Below are 22,621 nucleotides of genomic sequence, written 5' to 3' on the forward strand. Positions count from 1 at the left end.
GTGGAGCTCTGTGGTATCGTTATTGTCAGAGATTCACATTTGATTATTTTTCTTCTTCTAAATTATAAGCATACAAATAACCGTCGGCACTTCCGAAATAAACGGTGTTGTTGCTGATGTATGGAGAAGAAACAATAGCTCCCAGTTTATAAAAATCATCCATCACCTTTTTGCAATTGTCGTACAGCGAAAGATCTGTGTTACGGCCAGCATAGGAAAAATCTAAAAGATCATTTTTTAATGTAGAAGAGGCCAATTGTTTACGATTTTCGGTGGGGATGATTTTAGATTTCTTTCCGTTAGAAAGGAGATCCAGACTGAAGAAATTACCCGTAAAATCGCCAAAATACACAGTGTTTCCTGCTATAGCCGGCGATGCGTAAACATAACCATTGGTTTTGTAACGGTATTTTTCTGCACCGGTTTTGGCATCCAGCGCTAATAAGGCATAAGTATCTGAAGTTCCTACATAAACGGTGTTGTCCTGAATAACGGCAGTGCTTAAAAACCAGGAGCTTTCAGCATCGTATTTCCAGATCAGTTTTCCTGTTTCGGCTTCTAAAGCAAAAAAGTAAGGTTCTCTGGCTCCAAAATAAACTTTTCCGTCGGCAACCGCTACGGCGGACTGGATTCCTTTAAATCCTGGTTTTGTTCCGGTTGCAAAACGCCATACTTCTTTACCGGTTTCGATGTTCAGCGCATACAATACGGCATCCCAGCCACCGATATAAATTCTATTCTGATCGATTACCGGAGTTCCGTGCACAGGCTCATTGGTTTTAAACTTCCATTTTAAATCTCCGGTTTTGGCATCCAGCGAATAGATGTTTCCGTCGCTGCTTCCAAACAAAACAACTGCCTTTTTTTCTTTTTCGTAAACTACGGGAGAGGACAGATAAAAACTCCACAAATCGTCCATATACTGTGTTGCAGGTTTCATTTCAAACCTGCCCTTTTCTCCGAGCCAGTGCTCACCGCCCGTTTTAAATTTCCAGATTAATTTGCCGTTCTGAGTGTTTACAGCATAATAGTTCCCATCAAAGCTGCCAAAGAAAACAGCGTTTTTATAAATGCCTGGAGTACTATGAATAGCCCCGTTGGTTTTAAATTTCCACTTTGTCTTGCCTGATTTTTCTTCAATAGCATAGAGATAACCGTCTTCGCTGCCAATATAAACAGTGCCGTTTTTTGCAGTGGGAGAAGAGAAAATTTTACCGTTGGTTTGGTATTTCCATTTCAGATTAGTAACAGGCTGATAGCCTTGCCCGTCAAAAACACGATCTGTGAAAGCATTGTTTATTGTGGTTTTCTCCTGGCTGAACGCCGAAGGATTAAAGATTAAATTCAATAGAATAATGCAGAAGATCAGGTGTTTTTTCATGGTAGTTTTTTTCTCATAAATATAATGTAATTTTTAAAGTGCTGCTCTTCAGATTTGTAAAATGCGGCATAGAGTATTTTTTTTTAACTTATTAATTCTGAATAGTTACATTTGTTTAGAAGTTTATAAAATAGAAGTAAAATGAAGATAATAGCTGTAATTCCGGCACGATATGCATCAACACGTTTTCCTGCTAAACTCCTGCAGGATCTGGGAGGAAAGTCGGTGATTTTAAGAACCTATGAAGCAACCGTTGCGACAAAATTGTTTGATGATGTATTTGTGGTAACGGATTCCGATTTAATTTTTAATGAGATTGTAAATCAGGGCGGGAAAGCCATTATGAGCATCAAAGAACACGAATCCGGTAGCGATCGAATTGCAGAGGCTGTTGCGGGTCTTGATGTGGATATTGTTGTAAACGTGCAGGGCGATGAGCCTTTTACCGAAGCAGGACCGTTAGAGCAGGTTTTGTCAGTATTTAAAAACGATGCGGACCGCAAGATAGATTTAGCTTCTTTAATGCGTGAGATTACGGATGAAGCTGAAATCAATAATCCGAATAATGTAAAAGTAGTGGTCGATCAATCACAGTTTGCCTTGTATTTTTCACGATCGGTAATCCCGTATCCAAGAGACAAGGATGTTGGAGTGCGTTATTTCCAGCATATCGGAATTTATGCTTTTAGAAAACAGGCTTTACTGGATTTTTACAGCTTGCCAATGAAATCTTTAGAAGCTTCTGAGAAATTAGAGCAATTACGTTATTTAGAGTTCGGAAAACGTATTAAAATGGTCGAAACGACACATGTTGGAATTGGGATTGATACAGCAGAAGATCTGGAGAAGGCGAGAGCTATTTTGGTTTCCAGATAGTACGCGGATGACACGGATTCGTTTGCGCGAAGACGCGGATTGTCGCAGATTTCTTAATACTGAGTTTTGATGTTTGCTGATGTCAGGCTGAGCGAAGTCGAAGCCCTGGACAAACCGCTCACGTAAAATATAAAGAAAAAGCTCCAAATCGTTTAGATTGGAGCTTTTTTATATGGAAAACCGAATTAAATTCTTAGTACAAACTTGGATATTTAGACGGGTTGGCTTCGTGCATCATTGTGTACACTTTCTCAAAGATATCTTCGGCAGAAGGTTTTGAAAAATAATCACCATCAGTTCCGTAAGCAGGTCTGTGCGCTTTTGCAGCAAGAGTTTGCGGTTTGCTGTCCAGATGGTGGTAAGCATCCTGCTCTTCCAGAATTTGTTGTAAAATAAACGCCGAAGCTCCACCTGGAACATCTTCGTCGATTACTAACAAACGGTTGGTTTTAGCGATACTTTTTACAATGTCTTTATTGATGTCAAACGGAAGAAGAGACTGAATGTCGATTACCTCGCAATCAATTCCTAAATCTAACAATTCAACTGCAGCCTGTTCTACTAATCTTAAAGTTGATCCGTAAGAAACAAGTGTGATGTCTGAACCTTCTTTTAAAGTTTCAACCACACCAATTGGTGTTTTGAATTCTCCAAAATTTAAAGGTGTTTTTTCTTTTAAACGGTAACCATTCAAACATTCGATTACTAAAGCCGGTTCATCACACTCTAAAAGCGCGTTGTAGAATCCTGCAGCCTGAGTCATGTTTCTTGGTACTAAAACGTGAATACCACGAATAGCGTTGATAATCATTCCCATTGGTGAACCTGAATGCCAGATACCTTCTAAACGGTGTCCGCGGGTTCTGATGATTAACGGTGCTTTTTGTTTTCCTACCGTTCTGTATTGTAATGTCGCCAAATCATCACTCATGATTTGGATGGCATATAGTAAATAATCTAAATATTGAATTTCAGCAATCGGGCGTAATCCTCTCAACGCCATTCCGATTCCCTGACCGATAATGGTCGCTTCACGGATTCCGATATCGGCAACACGAAGTTCTCCGTATTTTTCCTGCATACCTTCAAGTCCCTGATTTACGTCGCCAATGTTTCCAACATCCTCACCAAAAATTAAAGTTTCCGGATATTTAGTAAACAAAGCATCAAAATTGTCACGAAGGATCATTCTTCCGTCCAAATCTGCTTTCGCATTTTCGTCATATTCCGGAAGTACTTTTTCAACCGAAGATACATTTAGCTCAGAATCAGAGTATAAGTGACTGCTGAATCGTGGCTGTGTAATTTCAATATAATTGGTAATCCAGTTGGATAATAAAACTTTGCTGTTTGGAACTTCAATAAAACGCAATATCTTTCTTGCTATGGTAAGCATTTCCTTTTTTAAAGGCGATTTTATAGCGCTTAATTCCGAAATGTATTTTTGTATTCTTTCCTTATGGTTGATGCTTGCTTCAGCAATTTGGCCTAATAAAGCCAAAAGGTTTTTCTGATCTTCGATAATTGGATTGATGAAAGAATTCCAGGCCTCTTTTTTAGCTTCCAGAACTTCTTTTTTCAAATCAAAATCAATTTCAGCCAATTCTTCAGGAGATGCAATATTGATGGCAATCATCCATAAACGCATCTGACGAATACAGTCAAAATCTTTTTCCCAAGCCAGTCTTTCTGCATTTTTGTAACGCTCGTGTGAACCTGAAGTCGAATGTCCTTGTGGTTGTGTTAATTCGTTTACGTGAATTAAAACCGGAACATGTTCTTCACGTGCAATGGCACCGGCTCTTTCGTAAGTCGAAACCAGTTCGGCATAATCCCAGCCTTTTACTCTGAAAATTTCGTAACCTTTGGCGTCTTCATCGCGCTGGTATCCTTTTAAAATCTCAGAGATGTTTTCTTTGGTAGTTTGATGTCTGGCGTGAACCGAAATTCCGTATTCATCATCCCAAACGCTCATTACCATTGGCACTTGCAGTACACCTGCAGCGTTTATAGTTTCAAAAAACAAGCCTTCAGAAGTACTTGCATTTCCTATAGTTCCCCAGGCAACTTCATTTCCGTCTACTGTAAATTTGTCTTTAATAGTAATTCCGTCAACATTTCTGTAGATTTTTGAAGCCTGTGCCAATCCTAATAATCTAGGCATTTGCCCGGCTGTAGGAGATATATCTGCGCTTGAATTTTTTTGTTTTGTTAAATCTTTCCAGGAACCGTCTTCGTTTAAACTATGTGTTACAAAGTGGCCGCCCATTTGTCTTCCGGCAGACATTGGATCAAAATCTAAATCAGTATGACCGTATAAACCTGCGAAAAACTGCTTTGGAGTCAATTCGCCAATGGCCATCATAAAAGTCTGATCGCGGTAATATCCGGAACGAAAATCTCCGTTTTTGAAGGCTTTCGCCATTGCAAGTTGTGGGACTTCTTTACCGTCTCCAAATATTCCAAATTTAGCTTTCCCTGTCAATACCTCTTTACGTCCTAAAAGACTACATTCGCGGCTGGTAACCGCAATTTTGTAATCGTTCATTACTTCAGTCTTGAAATCTTCGAAAGTAAGTGTAGTATTATTTTTTTCTTTAATCATAATCTCAAATGGGTCATGTTACGCAGCAAAAATAATTAAAAAGTATCAATAATCATAATTCATTAAAGTAAATATAATTTAATTATCTGTAATTAAATTGCTAAAAGCGGGTGTCTTTTTTGTGTAATGTTTGGTGTTTTTGCTTTTTTAATGGGAATAATTTATGTTTTTACAACTAATTCATTCGATTAAAGCCATTTTCTAGTAAAAAGATTAAGTAATGTTTTTGGTGAAAATGTGACCACAAATCGTATTTTTTCGCTGTATTTATTTTGAGAAATCTCCCATCCGTTATTCGAATAAACCGGAAAATACAGTTCAAAATAATCCGGAACCAGATTTAACCGAACACCACTATCATATCTGAATTTTTCAATTTCATGCTTGCTTTTCATTAAACCAACATCCCCATAAACTTCAATCCAGTTCCAGATCGCATAGCTTGCATTTAGGGTCGCCATCCATTGATTGGCAAATCTTGGTTCAATTTTAGATTTAAAACCACCCTCGGCGATTACATATTGCTGACTAAATATCCCGGTACTTTCTGATCTCCCGAAGAAATTATAATCAAACATATAATCTGACGGACGGTCTAAGCCAAAACTAAAATAATCGGAATTTGTTCTGTTGTACATAAAGCTTCCGGCGTACAACCTTAAATTTAACTTACGATTGTTTTCAAAAAGCCTTCTGTATTCAATTTCTGCAGCCAGTTTTCCAAATTTTCCGGAGAACTGAACATCGGTCATAAAATTAAAATGATTCACTAATTCTGTTTTCGTATTGGCATAACGCGCATTAAAAATCGAATAGTTTGGAGTAGAATTGTCTGTTATATAGGTACTGGCCTCGCGATTTACGATAACCTGTCTGAACATAATCATTTGCTTTCGGTTGTCCCTGAAATTTTCCTCACGAATTCTAAACTGTACCATCGGATTCAACCTTAAATAAGTTGCATCAGGGGCATAGTGGTAGTAGTTTTGACTGATCGAATAGCGCACATTATATAAGGTGCTGTTTCGATAGTATTGATTCCATGAAAAAGAGGAAGAACCGGATAGCGTTCCTGCATTAAGTGAATAGGCCGGATTGATATCAAATGTAAAAGGTTTATCCAGAATCGTCTTGTTGTGAAAACGCATTCCGGGAGTAAAACCATCATAATAATTATACGTCAGCGTTGGAATATATAAAATCTGATTGTAATACGGATCTTCGAGATCTTTGGCAAAATTAAATTTTATAGGACGATTGGTGATTACCAGACTTTTTAGTGATCTCCAATTGTTTCTTTGGTTGTATTCCGGAACCTCATTGTCGTAGTTTATAACAATCTTGTCGGCATTTTTTCGGACAAAAGTATAGGTCGAATCAGCTGTTTTGGGTTCGACCCATTCTTTAAAAACAACTTCATCTCTCTTAATTCCATAGATTGGAATCGGAGCATAGATTCCGGTTCTGTTTTTAATTCGAAAAGCCACTGTGTCTTTTGTTCTGGAAACATGGGTGAACTTGTAATCAATAATGTCACGCGAGCCTATAATGGTGTTGAAAAACCAGTCGATTTTTTTTGGACTTTTTTGGGTCAGTATTTTTTCGAAATCGTAGCGATTGGTTTGTTCCGATTTGTTTAAATCGTAAAATTCCTGAACACTTTCGGGAACAATATTGTGATTTAAATAATCGTCTAAATAGCTAAGGCTTAAACCTGCGCGATACTTACTTGCAATTTGTTCGTTAAATTTGATTAAAGTGTTTTTTGGATCTCCCAGCGGCTGATCCAGGTTTTTACGGGCCATTAGCATATAGTAATAGCTGTATTGCTCGTTGAAAGTCAGATTGGTGATGTTAAAACTTGAAAAAAGTTTCATATCAGAAAGCCTTCCAAGCATTTTTTGATCCAAGTGATTTTCTTCGATGTATTTCATCATCGTATAGATCTGAATCCCGTCATAAATCCAGTTGTCTTTTCGCGGATCCAGACGTAAACTATTTTTTAGATAATTGTTCAGATAGGTTTTCAGGAACGTAATTTCAAACACAAATTCATCTGAAAACGGACTAATAAACGAAGGCAACTGATTCAGTCCGTAGAACGGATTTCGATCATAATCAACCTGAGAAACTGTGATTTTTTGATGTGGATACTTTCCAATAAAAGAGTTGGCGAAAGTGACTACTTTATTGATGATAATAGCACTCTGAATATCAGTTAGTCTTTTGTTTTTAAGATTGGTAAGTACCTGAAGCGAGCCATTTTCGTAGTTTTTGAAACTGTTTTGTTTTTCGATAAACAAATTAAAATCAGTTCTGTTACCTCCCGAAAGCACATACGTTTTAAAAGAATTGATATTATCTTCTGAAACCTGATCCAAATCAGTGGTTACAAAATACTGCTGAGGTACTTTTATTTCAATTTCGTAATCAGTTCCTGCATTGGCGATATCGTCTAAATTGAAATTGTTGTATTTCATAAAACGATGATTTTCAAAGCGGGCCGGGCTTAAAAACCAGTCTTTTAAATTCATACCGCCATTTTGGTCGAAACCGTAACGGGTGAATTTATCACTCGGAATTTTGGAAATATAAACTAAATGCAAATCGATTTTTTCTCCGGGACGCAATTTACGGTTCAGTTTTACTACAATGTAATCCGGATTTTTTGCTGTTCTTTCCCATTCAAGTGCTGCATTGTCTGAATCAGTCAGACTTAAAACAGTTGTATTGCCACGTTCTGAAGTTTTTGCCAAATGAAAACCTCTGTAAAATTCATCAGAAAATCGTCGGGCTAAGGGCGTGTTTTTATCCGAAAAAGCATTGTTCCAATCGTTAAGGACAATCGAAATCAAAGAATCATTTGAAGTGTTGTGATAGGTAATATCCTGTTTTACATTCAGGGTTTTGAGCTCAAGATTAACGGCGACCTCCATCTTAGAGCGATGTTGCCCGTATTGTTTTATCGAGCTGAATAAAACGAAAGTATAGAATATAATTTTATAAAATGATTTCAAGGATAGAGTAAATAATTTAAATGGTAAATAAACTCACGAGCAAATAATGATTTTGGTTTTTTGTAAAAATAGCATAAAAAAAGCTGTTTAAAAAACAGCTTTTTACTTTTGTAGTATTTTTTCTAACATATTTTTTGAGGTGATATCAATTTCTCATGTTTTCCGCCTGTTCAGCTATAAACTTAAATTTGTTATATCACTTCTAAAAGGGATAATTGTATTAGAAATTTGGACTCAAATCGTATTTTTTGTAGAATTTATCCAAGACATCAACTACTTCATCTTCAGTATCTACAATCTTAAATAAGTTTAAGTCTTCAGGGCTTACCGTATGCATTTTTTCTACAAGTACCGTTTTAATCCATTCGATTAATCCTGACCAGAATTCAACTCCAACTAATATAATTGGGAATTTTCCAATTTTTTTAGTTTGAATCAAAGTGATGGCTTCAAACATTTCGTCAAGGGTTCCAAAACCACCTGGCATTACCACAAAACCTTGTGAATATTTAACGAACATTACTTTTCTCACAAAGAAATAATCGAAATTCAGGTTTTTGTCATGATCGATATAAGGATTGAAATGCTGCTCAAAAGGCAATTCGATGTTTAGTCCAACAGAAGTTCCACCACCTAAATGTGCTCCTTTGTTTCCAGCCTCCATGATTCCGGGACCACCTCCTGTGATTACTCCGTAACCTGCTTTACTGATTTTATAAGCAATTTTCTCTGCCAATAAATAATATTTGTCGTCTGGTTTTGTTCTTGCCGATCCAAAAATAGATACACATGGGCCAATACGTCCCATACTTTCATAACCGTTTACAAATTCAGCCATGATTTTAAAAATCGCCCAGCTGTCGTTGGTTCTGATTTCATTCCACGTCTTTTGTTTTAAACGGTCCTGAATTACTTTATCCTCATCATTATCAAAATCTTCTAATCTCATTTTAGGTATTTTAATTATTTATATTTTTATTTCTAGCTGTGTCGCTTTAAATGGTCATTCTAAGCATAGTCGAAGGAAGGAGCTCTTTCCCGCTGTCCACTATATCTTTTGTGTCGAACCCCGTCACAAAAGGATGCCGTTCCCATCGGGGCTAGGGCATCAGTTTTTGGTTTAATCAATTTTTTTTGCCCAAAAAAGCGTTGCCAAAGTTTAAAATTTTGACAAAAAGGCCAGCTAAATTAAGGCTTTTTTTGCGAATTGGAGCAAAAAAGAGAATTTATTAATTTAAATATTGCATCCGAATAAAAGAGGGTAGCGGGTTGCTGTTCATTATCAATGCATTAAAGGTGTTTTGCGAAAATGTTTTGTTTTGTGTCAATCGATTTGAATCCGTTGTTGCAATATGGGCCGTTCCTCCGGAACTTATTTTGGGATCGTTTTATTTTCAATGGATTAAAATCCGTTGTTACAAAATATGTCGTTCCTCCGGAACTTCTTTTTTGATCGTTTTTTGTCTTCAACGGATTAAAATCCGTTGCTACAAAATCTATAGTTCCTTCGGAACTTAATCATGTGGTTGTTTTGTTGATAACGGATTTTATTCCATCGTATAAAACAGATGTAATTATAAAAGAGCCGTAGGCTCAGCCAATATTGTAACCATGGATTTTAATCCGTCGAATAAAACAATCGTAACGATAAAAGAGCCCTCGGCTCGGCCAATATTTTTTTATTGATTAAATTACAAAAAGAGACAAAATTCATTGCCAAAGTTTAAAACCTTGGCAATGATATTTTTATTCCAATTCTTTTTTCAAAAACTTAGCGGTATAACTTTTTTTACTTTTTGCCACTTCTTCCGGAGTTCCTTTGGCAATCAATTGTCCGCCGCCTTTTCCACCTTCTGGGCCAATATCAATAATATAGTCGGCGAGTTTAATGACGTCCATATTGTGTTCGATAACCAGAATTGTATTTCCTTTATCGACTAATTTATTGATGACATCCATTAAAACACGGATATCCTCAAAATGTAATCCGGTTGTAGGTTCATCCAGAATATAAAAGGTGTTTCCGGTATCTTTTTTGGATAATTCGCCAGCCAGTTTAATACGCTGTGCTTCACCACCTGACAATGTTGTACTTTGCTGGCCAAGCGTAATATACCCTAAACCAACATCCTGAATGGTTTTTACCTTTCTATAAATTTTCGGAATGTTTTCGAAAAACGGAACCGCTTCATCAACGGTCATGTTTAAAACATCGGAAATGGATTTTCCTTTGTATCGAATCTCCAGTGTTTCTCTGTTAAAACGTTTACCCTGACAGGTTTCGCATTCTACATAAACATCAGGTAAGAAGTTCATTTCGATGGTTCGTACGCCAGATCCTTCGCAAGTTTCACAGCGTCCGCCTTTTACGTTAAAGCTAAATCGTCCGGCTTTATAACCTCGAATCATACTTTCAGAAGTCATGGTAAACAGGTTCCTGATTTCTGTAAAAACTTCCGTATAGGTTGCTGGATTCGAACGTGGTGTACGTCCAATCGGACTTTGGTCGATATCAATTACTTTATCGATATGCTCGAGTCCCTCAATTTTTTTATAAGGCTGTGGTTTTTTAACACCATTAAAATAATAAGCGTTTAAAATAGGGTAGAGCGTTTCATTGATCAAAGTTGACTTTCCACTTCCTGAAACTCCCGTTACGCAAATCAGTTGTCCTAAAGGCAGTTCGATAGAAACATTTTTTAGGTTGTTTCCTGTTGCTCCCGTTAGTTTTAAAGACTTGCCATTTCCTTTGCGACGTTCTTTCGGAATCTCGAGTTTCATTTTACCGTTCAAATATTGAGCGGTAATGGTGTTGGATTTTAAGGTTTCGGCCGGAGTTCCAATGCTGATGATTTCTCCACCATATTTACCGGCTTTTGGACCAATGTCAATCACATAATCAGCAGTTTCGATCATGTCTTTATCGTGTTCAACCACAATAACCGAGTTCCCGATATCGCGTAATTGTTCTAATGATTTAATTAGTTTTTCGTTGTCTCTTTGATGTAAACCGATACTTGGTTCATCCAGAATGTATAAAACACCAACGAGTTGTGATCCAATCTGAGTTGCCAGACGGATACGCTGCGCCTCACCACCCGAAAGTGATTTTGAACTTCGGCTTAATGCCAGATAATTCAAACCAACGTTCATCAGGAAGTTTAAGCGATCTTTGATTTCTTTAACTACTTCTGAAGCAATCAAAAGTTGTTTGTCGGTTAAGTGTGTATTTAGATCCTGAAACCAGATTGTTAAATCAGAAATATCCATATCACACAATTCGGTGATATTTTTATCATTGATTTTGAAGAACAAAGCTTCTTTTTTCAGACGGGATCCTTCACAAACCGGGCAATTAACCTCGTCCATGAAGTCTTTTGCCCAACGTTTAATAGTTGTTGAAGCGCTTTCGTCGTATTGGTTTTTGATAAAATGAGAGATTCCTTCAAAATCTATTTTATAATCTCGGGTAACACCAAGATCTTTTGAATTTACCGTGAATTTATCTTTTCCGCCATGTAAAATAATGGTCATGGCCTCTTCCGGAATTTTCTCAATTGGGTCTGTTATTTTAAAACCATATTTTTCACCAATGACTTCTAATTGTTTAAAAATCCAGGATGATTTGTATTCACCAAGCGGAGCAAAACCACCTGCTTTTATAGATAATTTAGGGTTCGGAATGATTTTTTTGATATTGATTTCATGTACAGTTCCCAAACCATTACAATGCGGACAAGCTCCTTTTGGGGAGTTGAAAGAAAATAAATTAGGTTCCGGATTTTGATACGAAATACCGGTCGAAGGACACATTAAATTCCTACTGAAATAACGCACTTCATTAGTATCCTGATCCAAAATCATCAGAACATTTTCACCGTGATGCATCGCTGTATTGATGCTTTCGGACAGACGTTTTTGATTGTCTTCATTGTCTTCGATCAACATTCTGTCGACTACAATTTCGATGTCATGCGTTTTGTAACGATCCAGTTTCATTCCGGAAACTAAATCCTGAACATCACCATTTACACGTACTTTCAGAAAGCCTTGTTTGGTAATTTGCTGGAACAATTCGGCATAATGTCCTTTTCTTGCTTTAATTACCGGAGCCAGAATATTGATGCGTTTTCCGTTAAAATCCTGAATGATTAAATCTTTAATTTGTTCGTCAGAATACGAGACCATTTTTTCGCCGGTGTTGTAACTATAGGCGTCGGCACCACGGGCATAAAGTAGTCTCAGGAAATCGTAGATTTCGGTAATAGTTCCTACGGTCGAGCGTGGACTTTTACTGGTGGTTTTTTGTTCAATTGCAATTACAGGCGAAAGTCCGTCGATTTTATCTACATCGGGACGTTCTAAACCGCCAAGAAACTGTCTGGCATAAGCCGAGAAAGTTTCTACATAACGACGCTGTCCTTCGGCGTAAATGGTATCAAATGCCAAAGATGATTTTCCCGAGCCTGATAAACCGGTAATAACAACCAGTTTTTCACGCGGAATTGAAATGTCTATATTTTTTAGATTATGAACTCTTGCACCAAGAACTTCAATAGTATTGTCTTTTTCTAACATAAATTTGAGCAAAAAGCAAAGTTACCATTTTGATTTGTTCTTTTGATACTGGAGTGCAAAAGTTTATGTTACAAATAGTAACAAAAAACGCTAACCAAAGTTAGCGTTTTCTTTTTCGGGTAAGCATATATTCGTCGATGGCTTCTTTGGTAGTGTACCAGTTTCGGCCCTCTTTATAAGCATCTATTTTGCCTGTTCTGGCTAGTAAACTTACGTATTCCTGACCGTATGGAGTTTCTGGTTCGCTCACAATGTCGGCTATTTTTTGATAATCGTAATCGTTCCCGGGCATTGCACTCAGGTAGATATTTAAAGTACGCTCTAAAGCCTGACACATCAAAAGGGTTAGTTTTTGATAATTACCGTTATTGGCCTGATTGAGTGCTTCGTAATATTTTTTTCGATCATTTTTAAGAATAATGGCCGGTGGAAATCCACAACGCATCAGTAATAAATTCATACTCAGGCGGACCGTACGTCCATTTCCATCAAAAAAAGGATGAATCCAGACTAGCTTGTGATGGTAAATCGTCGCTAGTTCAATATCGTTTAGTTCTAACGGGTTTGTATTGATAAAATCGATTAATTCATCAAGATAATCTGAAACCTTGTTTGCATTAGGCGGCATAAAATTAGCCCCGGAAATACGAACACCTCCGTTGCGCAAACGACCGGCAAAGTCATCTTCGATAGAACGCAAAACCAATCCGTGAATAGATAAGATGTCGATGCTTCGAAGGTTGTAATTGTCATCTACAATTTCGTATAGATAATCAATTGCCTTATCATGATTGTGGGTTTCAAAATGTTCCCGAAGCGATTTTCCTTTGATGGTAATGCCTTCCTGAATGACCATTTGGGTTTCCCGAAGGCTCATCGTGTTTCCTTCGATACTGTTCGAATTGTAGGTCCATTCTAAAGATAAACTCTCTCTGATTTTATGCAAAGCAATATTGGGCAGTGGTCTGCTGTTTTGCAGATCGAGCCTTTTTTGATACAATCGATCAAAGGTAGATTGAAATTCAGTTCTATATGTTAAGTCTATATCCCACATTACCCCACAAAGGTACTTCTTAATATCGGATAAATCAAAATTTTAACCTATCCGATATTAAGACTACTCAATTGTCATAGAACGCAGTTTGGTTCTATAGGCTTCAAGTGCTATAGATTTGGAGATGAAGCCATAGTATTTTTCGTTTCGGATAACAGGAAGGAATGCTGTTTTTGATATTTCAAATTTGCTCATTACAATTTCCATACTGTCAGTAGAAGAAATGGTAGCTGCCGGTGTTTTCATGACGTCTTTAATTAAAGTGTATTTGACACGATAAGCGTTGAAAATAATTTCCCGTATATCATTAAAATGAACAATTCCAACTAGCTCTTTTTCATTGTTTACCACTGCAAAAACTACCTGATTGGAGTGCGAAATAAGATCGACCAGCTTGCTTAAATTCTCCTCAGGGTGTACGGTTAGGTAGTCACATTGAATAATCGTATCAATATCTAAAGTAGATAAGATATTCGAATCTTTATTGCTTGTAAAAGCATGCCCTTTTTTAGCCAGACCTTTAACATCTAATGAATATTTTTCGAAACGTTTTGAAATGGCAAAACTAATTGACGATACAATCATCAACGGAATCATTAAGCTGTAACCTCCCGTAATTTCAGCAATTAAGAAGATAGCGGTTAAAGGTGCATGAAACAGTCCACTTAAAATTCCGGCCATTCCCACCATTGTGAAATTACTGATTGGAAGTTTTGACAAACCGATCAGACTAATAAATTTAGAGAAAAAATAACCTAAATAGGACCCTAAAAATAAGGAAGGAGCAAAATTACCACCGTTTCCACCACTTCCGATAGTAAGTGCAGATGCAAAAACTTTGACCATCATGGTACATCCTACAAATAATAGTAATACCCATTGATTGTTTCTGAAATCTTCAAACAGGGTATTGTTTAATATTTTTCCGGGATCAGTTTCAGATAGTGTTTTTATACTTTCGTAACCCTCACCAAAGAGCGTTGGGAAAACAAAAATCAGTAAGGCTAATAACGACGATCCTATTAGTGCTTTTTTGTAGGCTCCCATTTTTAGATTGGCAAAATAATGCTCAATTCTTTGAAAATTTCGAGCATAATAAACGGCTATAAAACCGGTTAAGATTCCCAGAAGTACATAAAAAGGAATGTTGTGATAATTAAAAGCTTCCTGTTTTTTGAAAGACAGTAAAATCGTTTCGTCCAAAACAATAGCCGAAACCAAAGCCCCCGTTGCTGCCGAAATCATAATAGGAGTAAAGGCTGAAATGCTCACATCTACCAATAAAACCTCAATAGCAAAAAGAACTCCCGCAATAGGAGCGTTAAAAGCGGCGGAAATTCCGGCTGCAACACCACAGCCAATCAGTAAAGTCCGGTCTTTATAAGGCAATCTGTAATTTTGAGCAAAATTTGACCCAAAAGCGGCTCCTGTAATCACAATAGGACTTTCAAGACCCGCGGAGCCTCCCAAACCAACCGTTAACGAACTGGTCACGATTTGAGCATACATTTGTTTTTTGGGGATAATACTCGCTTTTTTTGCAACGGCATACAATATTTGTGATGTTCCCTTCTCGATGCTTCCATTCAGCACTCTTTTAACCACAAAAACAGTAAGTACAATACCAATAATGGGCAGTATACTGTTAATAAAACTCAGTTTTAAAATTCCGTTGATATAAGTGGCAAATGAAAAAACGCTATGCGCAAAAGTTTTTAAAACAATTACCGCCAGAGAGCAAGAGATACCTATTAAAACGCTTGACAGGAAAATAAATTGCTTCGGAGTCATTAACGATTGTCCTAAAGCGATAATGTTTTCTAGTTTTCTAAAATATTTTCTTAGCATGCCGTTTGTAAAAGGTTAGGGAAATACAAATTTAGTTTATAATGTTTAATAATAAATGAAAAATGGGGAACTAATATTAAAAACCAACGGCTGTATCGTCTCCGCGAAAATCAGCACCGCCTTCAAGAGACAGGTTTGGAAGAACCAGAATACAATCCAGTTTGCCAATTACAGGAGCGTTTTTTTCATTGATCAGATAGTTTTTTGCTTTTAGTTTGTCAATCGTTACGTTGCTAAAGGCGTTAGGTTCAAATGTAATCAGATCCGGAAGCCATTGGTGGTGAAAACGTGGAGCATTTACAGCTTCCTGCATGCTTAAATTGTATTCATACACATTCAAAATCGCCTGTAATACCGAAGTGATAATAGTCGATCCACCCGGAGTACCTACAACCATAAACAATTTGCCGTTTTTTTCGACAATCGTTGGAGTCATTGAACTTAACATTCTTTTTCCTGGTGCAATACTGTTGGCCTCATTTCCTACTAAACCAAACATATTTGGAGATCCCGGTTTTGCACTAAAATCGTCCATTTCATTGTTTAAAAAGAAGCCCAGTTCGTCACAGTAATATTTCGATCCAAAGGCGTCGTTTATGGTAGTAGTTGCCGCAACAGCATTTCCTTGTGCATCAACGATGGAATAATGAGTCGTTTCGGTACTTTCATTGTACGTTACTTTTCCTTCTTTTATTTCAGAAGATAAGCTGGCTTTTTCAGTATTGAAGCTCGACATTCTGTCTTTTAGATAGGTGTCAGACAATAAAGCCTTCATTGGGATTTTTACAAAATCAGGGTCACCTAAAAATTGACTTCTGTCGGCGTAAGCTCTTCGCTCAGCTTCAACGATAACCTGAATAGATTCTACCGAATTATGTCCCATTTTGGATAAATCATAAGGAGTAATCATTTTCATGATTTGAGCCAGACAGATTCCACCGCTGCTTGGTGGTGCCATCGAAGTAATTTTCAATTCTTTATAGTCAAATTGTAGTGGTTTTCTCCATTTGGCTTCGTATTTCTCTAAATCTTTAAGCGTTAGGATACCGCCTTTTTTCTGAATATAATTGACTAAGGTTTTAGCCGTTTGACCTTTGTAAAACTCATCTCTTCCATTCTTTTGAATGCGTTTTAAAGTATTGGCCAGAGCAGCATATTTGATGGTGTCGTTTTCTTTGAATTTTCCGGCCATAAGTGTATTCGGACCGTTTACTTTTACAATGGCGTCACGGTAAGCCTCCAGTTGCTTTTGTTGTTTTAGGGTTACAATTACACCTTTTTCGGCAAGAGCAATAACAGGTTTTAAAATTTCGGACATCGGGAGAGAGCCCAGTTTTTTATGAACAGCAAAAACTCCCGCAACAGTTCCGGGAACACCAATTGCCAAAGCTGTTTCGGTGCTTTTTCCTTTTATAACATTTCCGTCTTTATCCAGGAACATATCTTTTGTTGCAGCAAGAGGTGCTTTTTCACGATAATCCAGTGAGCCCACTTCGCCGTTGGCTTTTCGGTAAACCATAAAACCTCCGCCGCCAATATTTCCTGCATACGGAAATGCAACGGCCAAAGCCAGTTCAGTACCAACCATTGCGTCAAAGGCATTACCGCCTTTTTTCATAATGTCTGCTCCAACTTTAGAAGCTTCTGCACGTGCCGAAACCACCATAGCTTTTGAAACTACAAGTCCGGTTGGTTTTATTGGGTTTTGCTGCGCGGTACAGCTAATGTAGATTAGGGTAACTAAAAAAGTTATTTTTTTCATGCTAATGTAAAATTAAAATGTAGTATTGGTGCTTTTTCTGTAAAAAGCGGTATTATAGAGAAAGTAATTTTTGGCTGGAGTGACTTTTGATATCCTCAAAAAAGAGGGTGAATTCACGCTCAAATTCGGGATAGAATTCGACTAGTTCTGCACTGGCAAACTGCATATTGGATTGATTTCTCGACCTTCTTCGGTCCATCTGAGTTAAAATTTGGTGTATTCCTTCAACAGTCTGATAACTCAAAAGCCAGTTTTGTTTGATCATATAAGGCATTAAGTCTTGTGTTTTTTCTGTTAGAATGGGATAATTTTCATGCAAAGATCTGTAAAATCGGTTAACAAAACGATCCAATTTTTCATCAGAGTACTTTTCCCAGTTTTTGGCCAGAAAATGATCGTAAATGATATCGACAATAACACCGGCATAGTGATGGTATTTTTCATGTAAGCGCTTGGTGCTTTGCCTGAAAACATCATGCGAATCGGTATAGGTGTCGATAGAACGATGTAAGAGAATGCCTTTTTGAACATCTTCGGGAAAGTGTTCAAACTGTTTTCCGCGAATTCCATCGGCCATGAAGTTGCCAATTTTGATCAGATCGTTTTCGCCGGAAAGATATATATGGGCTAGGAAATTCATTTGTTGTTAGAGTTTCTGAGGGTCTAAGTTGCTAAGGCACTAAGTTATAGTACAAAGTATATTTTTATCATTACTAAGATTCTAAGTGGTTAAGAAACGAAGTTCTTTTAGTAAAAGTATGAAAACTTTTTGACATCGTTTTAACGAATGACAGATCCCTTCGTATTTAAAATCTGAAAACTTAGAACCTTAGCAACTTAGAATCTTCGTAACTTTTCTATATTTGTCATAAAAAATAACCATAACTCACAAAAATGACTTTAATAAAATCAATTTCAGGGATACGAGGGACAATCGGTGGAAAAGTAGGAGATAACCTGACTCCTGTTGATGCGGTGAAATTTGCATCGGCATATGGAACTTTTCTGAAAAACAATACATCAAAAGAAAAATTAACCGTAGTAATTGGTCGCGACGCCAGAATTTCGGGGCCAATGATTCACAATCTTGTCGTGAATACATTAATAGGTTTAGGAATTAATGTAATCGATCTTGGACTTTCTACTACACCAACTGTAGAAGTAGCAGTTCCGCTAGAAAAGGCAGATGGAGGAATCATTTTAACGGCTTCTCACAATCCAAAACAATGGAATGCTTTGAAACTGTTGAATGCAAAAGGTGAATTTTTAAGCGGAGAAGAAGGTGCTAAAATTCTTGAAATCGCTGAGGCCGAAGCTTTCGATTTCTCGGATGTTGACAGTTTAGGCGAAATTACCATCAATGATGCGTATATGGATATTCACATCGACGAGGTTTTAAACTTGCCTTTGGTAGATGTTGAAGCCGTAAAAGCTGCAAAATTTAAAGTAGTAGTTGACGGAGTAAATTCGTCTGGAGGAATCATTATTCCAAAATTACTGGAATTAATGGGCGTTGAAGTAGTAAAATTATACTGCGAACCAAACGGACATTTCCCGCACAATCCAGAACCGTTGAAAGAGCATTTAACAGATATTTCAGAACTGGTAGTAAAAGAGAAAGCACATTTAGGAGTTGTTGTTGATCCGGACGTAGATCGTTTGGCATTTATCTCTGAAGATGGAGAAATGTTTGGAGAAGAATACACTTTGGTAGCTTGTGCAGATTATGTGTTGAGTAAAACTCCCGGAAATACAGTTTCTAACATGTCATCGTCACGTGCTTTGCGCGATGTAACCGTTGCTCATGGCGGGAAATACGAAGCCAGCGCTGTTGGTGAAGTAAACGTAGTAGCCTTAATGAAGAAAAACAATGCTATTATTGGTGGTGAAGGTAACGGTGGAATTATTTATCCGGAATCTCATTACGGAAGAGATAGTTTGGTAGGTGTTGCTTTATTCCTGACGCATTTAGCCAACAAAAAAATGTCTGTTTCGGCATTACGCGCTTCTTACCCGGAATATTATATGAGTAAAAATAAAATTGAATTAACACCACAAATCGATGTTGATGCAATTTTAGTAGCCATAACAGAAAAATACAAAAATGAAGATATTAGCACAATTGATGGTGTGAAAATCGATTTTGCTACAGAATGGGTTCATTTAAGAAAATCAAACACTGAGCCAATCATCAGAATTTATACAGAAGCTCCTTCTCAGGAAAAAGCCGATGTTTTGGCACTTCGAATCATTGATGAAATAAAAACGGTTGCAGGAATCTAATTCGCTATCGCTACTATAAATAAAAACACCTTTTTCATTGCCGAAAAAGGTGTTTTTTATTTGGTTCAAAAGTGAATTATTCAATGCGGTGTTTCCATCTTTTGTGCGTCCATAAATAGTACTCAGGCGCTTCATAAATTTGTTTTTCTACTTCTCTTAAGTACTTTTCAGTAATGTCGAAATTTTCATAATCATTCGGATTGTCTGCGATAGGTACAAAGGTAGCTTCATAATAACCACGGGCTACTTTTTTTACTTTTACAAAAATCACACTCAGATCGTATTTTTTAGCCAGCATTTCGGCACCTGTATGCACCGGAACTTCGATTCCCATAAACTTCATCGAATGAAAAATTCGGTCTAGTTTTGGCGATTGGTCACTTGCTAAACCGTACATGCTTAAAATTCCGTCACGTTGGTTTTGAGCCATTGTTGGAATTGCTTTTCGGGTTTCAACCAATTCGGTATCGTATTTAGAACGTATTTTTCGAACCAGTTTATCAAAGTAAGGGTTCGCTACTTTTTTATAAACAGCAATACCCTGAAAAGCAATTTTAGGGTTAATAGTCAAAAGCCATTCATAACTGGCGTAATGTGCCGCAACCAGTATAGTGCTTTTGCCTTTTTGCGCATATTCGTTTACAAGATCAAGATTTGTTGTTTTAAATCTTTTCTCCATTTCTTGGGGAGAAATACTCATGGTCTTGATCATTTCCAAAAACATATCACACATATGTTTGTAGAATTTCTTCTCGATTTCTTTTCGTTCAGAATCGTTTAAATGTGGTAAAGTAAGCTTTAAGTTTTCGCGAACCACCTTTTTGCGATACCCTACAATTCTGTAAATGATGAAATATACACAATCAGAAAACCAGTAAAATATTCGGAAAGGAAGGATAGAGATTAGCCAAAGAAAAGGGAAGGCTATGATATAAACGAGAAATTGCATGTATTGTTTTTTTTACAAATATAAAGCAAAAATGAATTACGATTGATATTTTGGATTGATGCTAACATATGTTTAAGAATGACTATATTTACAATTCACAATAAAAGTTTTTTATGAATACCATTTTGATTGGAATTATAGTTGCCAATGTTTTGATTAGTTATCAGGGTTTCAACAATCTTGCTTTTTTTAGAAAATATGAGTTTCATGTAGGAAGTATTCGCTCGGGAGAACAGATTAGAATGCTTTCATCAGGTTTTTTACACGCCGATATGATGCATTTGCTTTTTAATATGCTTACGCTTTGGTTTTTTGCTCCGGTGGTATTGCAATGGCTGGGTAATTTTTCTTTTCTGTTGATTTATTTCGGAAGTTTAATTTTCGGAAGTTTATTAACGATGTTGTTTCATAAAAACGATTACAGTTACAGAGCAGTAGGGGCATCGGGTGCGGTGACGGGCGTTTTGTACTCTGCCATATTGTTACAGCCGGATATGATGCTGGGCATCTTTTTTGTCCTGCCAATACCGGCCTATTTATTTGGAATTTTATATTTATTGTATTCGATATACGGAATGAAGGCCAAAAATGATAATATTGGCCATACAGCACATTTTGGAGGTGCAATTGGGGGATATTTGATCACTTTGATCAAAGAACCTTCCTTATTTGTAGATCACAGCTTGATGGTAATACTGTTGGCGATCCCAATTTTCATCCTTTTCGTTATGGCTAAATTGGGGAAATTGTAACAATGGCACAACTTTTGAAAGGTCACTAATCAAATAATTTAAATATAACTAAAATGAAGAAAGTAGTATTATTTTTAACAATCATGTTTATGTCTATGTCTTACGCACAAGAAGTCAAACAAATTCCACAAATCAATGTAAGTGGTGAAGGAAAAGTAAAAATAGCACCAGATCAGGTTTGTATTTCAGCTACGGTTGAAACAAAAGGGAATAATGCTAAAGATGTCAAAAAACAAAATGACGAAAAAATCGACGCTGTTTTGAAGTTCATCAAAAAAATGAATGTTCCTGTTGCTGATTACAAAACAAAACAGGTTTCGCTTAATCCGCAATACGATTACGAAAAAAAGAAAACAAGTTATAATGCTACACAAACTGTAGAAATTGTATTGAAAGATTTATCTAAATACGATGAAGTAATGGAAGGTTTAGTACAACAGGGAATCAATCGTATCGATAATGTTTCTTTTGAATCTTCTAAATTGGCGCAACACCAATCAGAAGCCCGAAAATTAGCTATTAAAGATGCTAAGGCAAAGGCAGAAGACTACGTTTCAGTTTTAGGACAAAAGGTAGGTAAAGCGATTACAATCTCAGATAACTCTCAGGTGTACAACCCAAGACCGATGTATGCAGCAATGAAATCAATGGCTATGGATACTAACGGTGGTGCTGAAAACGAAACGCTTGCAGTTGGAGAAATTGAAATTACAGCAAACGTAAATGTAAGCTTTGTGTTAGACTAGATCTAAAATAACAATACAAAAATCCCAAATTCCATAAAAGGAGTTTGGGATTTTTTGTTTATGATAAGGAGTAGTTTAACCCCAAAATATAAAATGTTCGGGATCTCCCGAATTATAGTTGCAGCGAAGGAGCATCCGTAAAATTTGCTTTCAGTTCTTCAGGCAAATAAGGTCTGCCTCCTGCAGCAGGAATACAGGTTCCTGTAAATACGGCTGAAGCCATTATCTTCCCGTTTTTAATGATCGATTGTTTAAAATGCAAACGGGGTAATCCCTGAGCATCGGTATAAACAGCACAGTTAACATCAAAATTATCGTCTTTTTTTAGCGAGCGGATAAATTTGATACTGTATTCAGATAAAACCATAAACACGCCGTTTTCTGCCTGTTGGACAAAATCAAAACCTAAAACATCTTTTATAAAAGCATGACGGCATTCTTCCATATAAAAGGGGTAGTACAAGCCGTCCATAATGCCTTGTACGTCTATGTGTTCTTCTGCAACCGTGTAATTTTTTAAATATTCCATATATAATTAAAGTTAGAATTCATTAAACGTATTTTCTTACAGTTTATTACGATTTAATTCTTGTTTCTTTTAGATAGTTTTCAGGTAAAAATACATCAAAAGTATAAACTTTAAGAACTAAGTAAACCGTTGATTTTTAGTGTCTTTTTAAACGAAAAAAGCACTTACATATTTTGTTTTTAATTGTAAGAATGAAGATTAATTGTGTTAAAAAGTAAGATTAGGGCAAAAAACAATAATA

General features: G+C 36.8%; 15 protein-coding genes. 4 read left to right on the forward strand and 11 right to left on the reverse strand.

The genetic code is table 11. The features are described from left to right. Positions 1–43: 43 nt before the first annotated feature. Entirely contained in the window at positions 44–1,381 is a 1,338-nt protein-coding gene (locus ACN1CN_RS13460; protein ID WP_419136029.1) for a PQQ-binding-like beta-propeller repeat protein, read from the reverse strand. Positions 1,382–1,522: 141 nt separating this feature from the next. On the opposite strand from ACN1CN_RS13460, the gene kdsB reads away from it, so the two are divergent. Beyond that, complete coding sequence (gene kdsB / locus ACN1CN_RS13465) at positions 1,523–2,257, forward strand: 3-deoxy-manno-octulosonate cytidylyltransferase (protein WP_419136030.1); 735 nt, start codon at positions 1,523–1,525, stop codon at positions 2,255–2,257. 193 nt (positions 2,258–2,450) lie between these two features. Here the strand turns inward: kdsB and ACN1CN_RS13470 are convergent, their stop codons facing one another. From ACN1CN_RS13470 to ACN1CN_RS13505, 8 genes are all read right to left on the reverse strand, one after another. Beyond that, a complete protein-coding gene (locus tag ACN1CN_RS13470; RefSeq protein WP_419136031.1) occupies positions 2,451–4,862 on the reverse strand; it encodes an alpha-ketoacid dehydrogenase subunit alpha/beta in 2,412 nt (803 codons plus the stop codon). A 188-nt stretch (positions 4,863–5,050) separates the two neighbouring features. Further along, positions 5,051–7,798, reverse strand: coding sequence for an aminopeptidase (locus ACN1CN_RS13475; RefSeq protein WP_419136061.1), 2,748 nt, complete (start codon positions 7,796–7,798; stop codon positions 5,051–5,053). A 301-nt stretch (positions 7,799–8,099) separates the two neighbouring features. Beyond that, a complete protein-coding gene (locus ACN1CN_RS13480) occupies positions 8,100–8,828 on the reverse strand; it encodes a TIGR00730 family Rossman fold protein (RefSeq protein ID WP_419136032.1) in 729 nt (242 codons plus the stop codon). Positions 8,829–9,625: 797 nt separating this feature from the next. Further along, entirely contained in the window at positions 9,626–12,457 is a 2,832-nt protein-coding gene (gene uvrA, locus ACN1CN_RS13485; RefSeq protein ID WP_419136033.1) for an excinuclease ABC subunit UvrA, read from the reverse strand. Positions 12,458–12,557: 100 nt separating this feature from the next. Next, complete coding sequence (locus ACN1CN_RS13490) at positions 12,558–13,511, reverse strand: Fic family protein (RefSeq protein ID WP_291286907.1); 954 nt, start codon at positions 13,509–13,511, stop codon at positions 12,558–12,560. A 63-nt stretch (positions 13,512–13,574) separates the two neighbouring features. Then, entirely contained in the window at positions 13,575–15,359 is a 1,785-nt protein-coding gene (locus ACN1CN_RS13495) for a chloride channel protein (RefSeq protein WP_264524527.1), read from the reverse strand. 76 nt (positions 15,360–15,435) lie between these two features. Continuing rightward, positions 15,436–17,121, reverse strand: a complete 1,686-nt coding sequence (gene ggt, locus ACN1CN_RS13500) for a gamma-glutamyltransferase (protein WP_419136034.1) — start codon at positions 17,119–17,121, stop codon at positions 15,436–15,438. 52 nt (positions 17,122–17,173) lie between these two features. Beyond that, positions 17,174–17,761 carry an ACP phosphodiesterase gene (locus tag ACN1CN_RS13505; protein ID WP_419136035.1) on the reverse strand — a complete coding sequence of 196 codons (588 nt, stop codon included), beginning with the start codon at positions 17,759–17,761 and terminating at the stop codon, positions 17,174–17,176. Positions 17,762–18,015: 254 nt separating this feature from the next. Between ACN1CN_RS13505 and glmM the strand changes: the two genes are divergently transcribed. Continuing rightward, positions 18,016–19,404: a phosphoglucosamine mutase gene (gene glmM / locus ACN1CN_RS13510; protein ID WP_419136036.1), complete on the forward strand. Its 1,389-nt coding sequence runs from the start codon at positions 18,016–18,018 to the stop codon at positions 19,402–19,404. A gap of 76 nt (positions 19,405–19,480) precedes the next feature. On the opposite strand, the gene ACN1CN_RS13515 is transcribed toward glmM, so the two are convergent. Continuing rightward, entirely contained in the window at positions 19,481–20,353 is an 873-nt protein-coding gene (locus ACN1CN_RS13515; protein WP_291286909.1) for a lysophospholipid acyltransferase family protein, read from the reverse strand. A gap of 113 nt (positions 20,354–20,466) precedes the next feature. On the opposite strand from ACN1CN_RS13515, the gene ACN1CN_RS13520 reads away from it, so the two are divergent. Together ACN1CN_RS13520 and ACN1CN_RS13525 are read left to right on the forward strand one after the other, a co-directional pair. Next, the gene (locus ACN1CN_RS13520; protein ID WP_291286910.1) at positions 20,467–21,105 is read left to right on the forward strand and encodes a rhomboid family intramembrane serine protease; all 639 of its coding nucleotides are present in this window, start codon (positions 20,467–20,469) and stop codon (positions 21,103–21,105) included. A gap of 53 nt (positions 21,106–21,158) precedes the next feature. Further along, positions 21,159–21,851: an SIMPL domain-containing protein gene (locus tag ACN1CN_RS13525; protein ID WP_249965819.1), complete on the forward strand. Its 693-nt coding sequence runs from the start codon at positions 21,159–21,161 to the stop codon at positions 21,849–21,851. A 112-nt stretch (positions 21,852–21,963) separates the two neighbouring features. Here ACN1CN_RS13525 and ACN1CN_RS13530 read toward each other — a convergent pair whose 3' ends face one another. Beyond that, entirely contained in the window at positions 21,964–22,380 is a 417-nt protein-coding gene (locus tag ACN1CN_RS13530) for an acyl-CoA thioesterase (protein ID WP_291286911.1), read from the reverse strand. Positions 22,381–22,621 lie beyond the last annotated feature (241 nt).

The sequence above is a fragment of the Flavobacterium sp. T12S277 genome (assembly GCF_048514875.1).
Lineage (GTDB): Bacteria > Bacteroidota > Bacteroidia > Flavobacteriales > Flavobacteriaceae > Flavobacterium.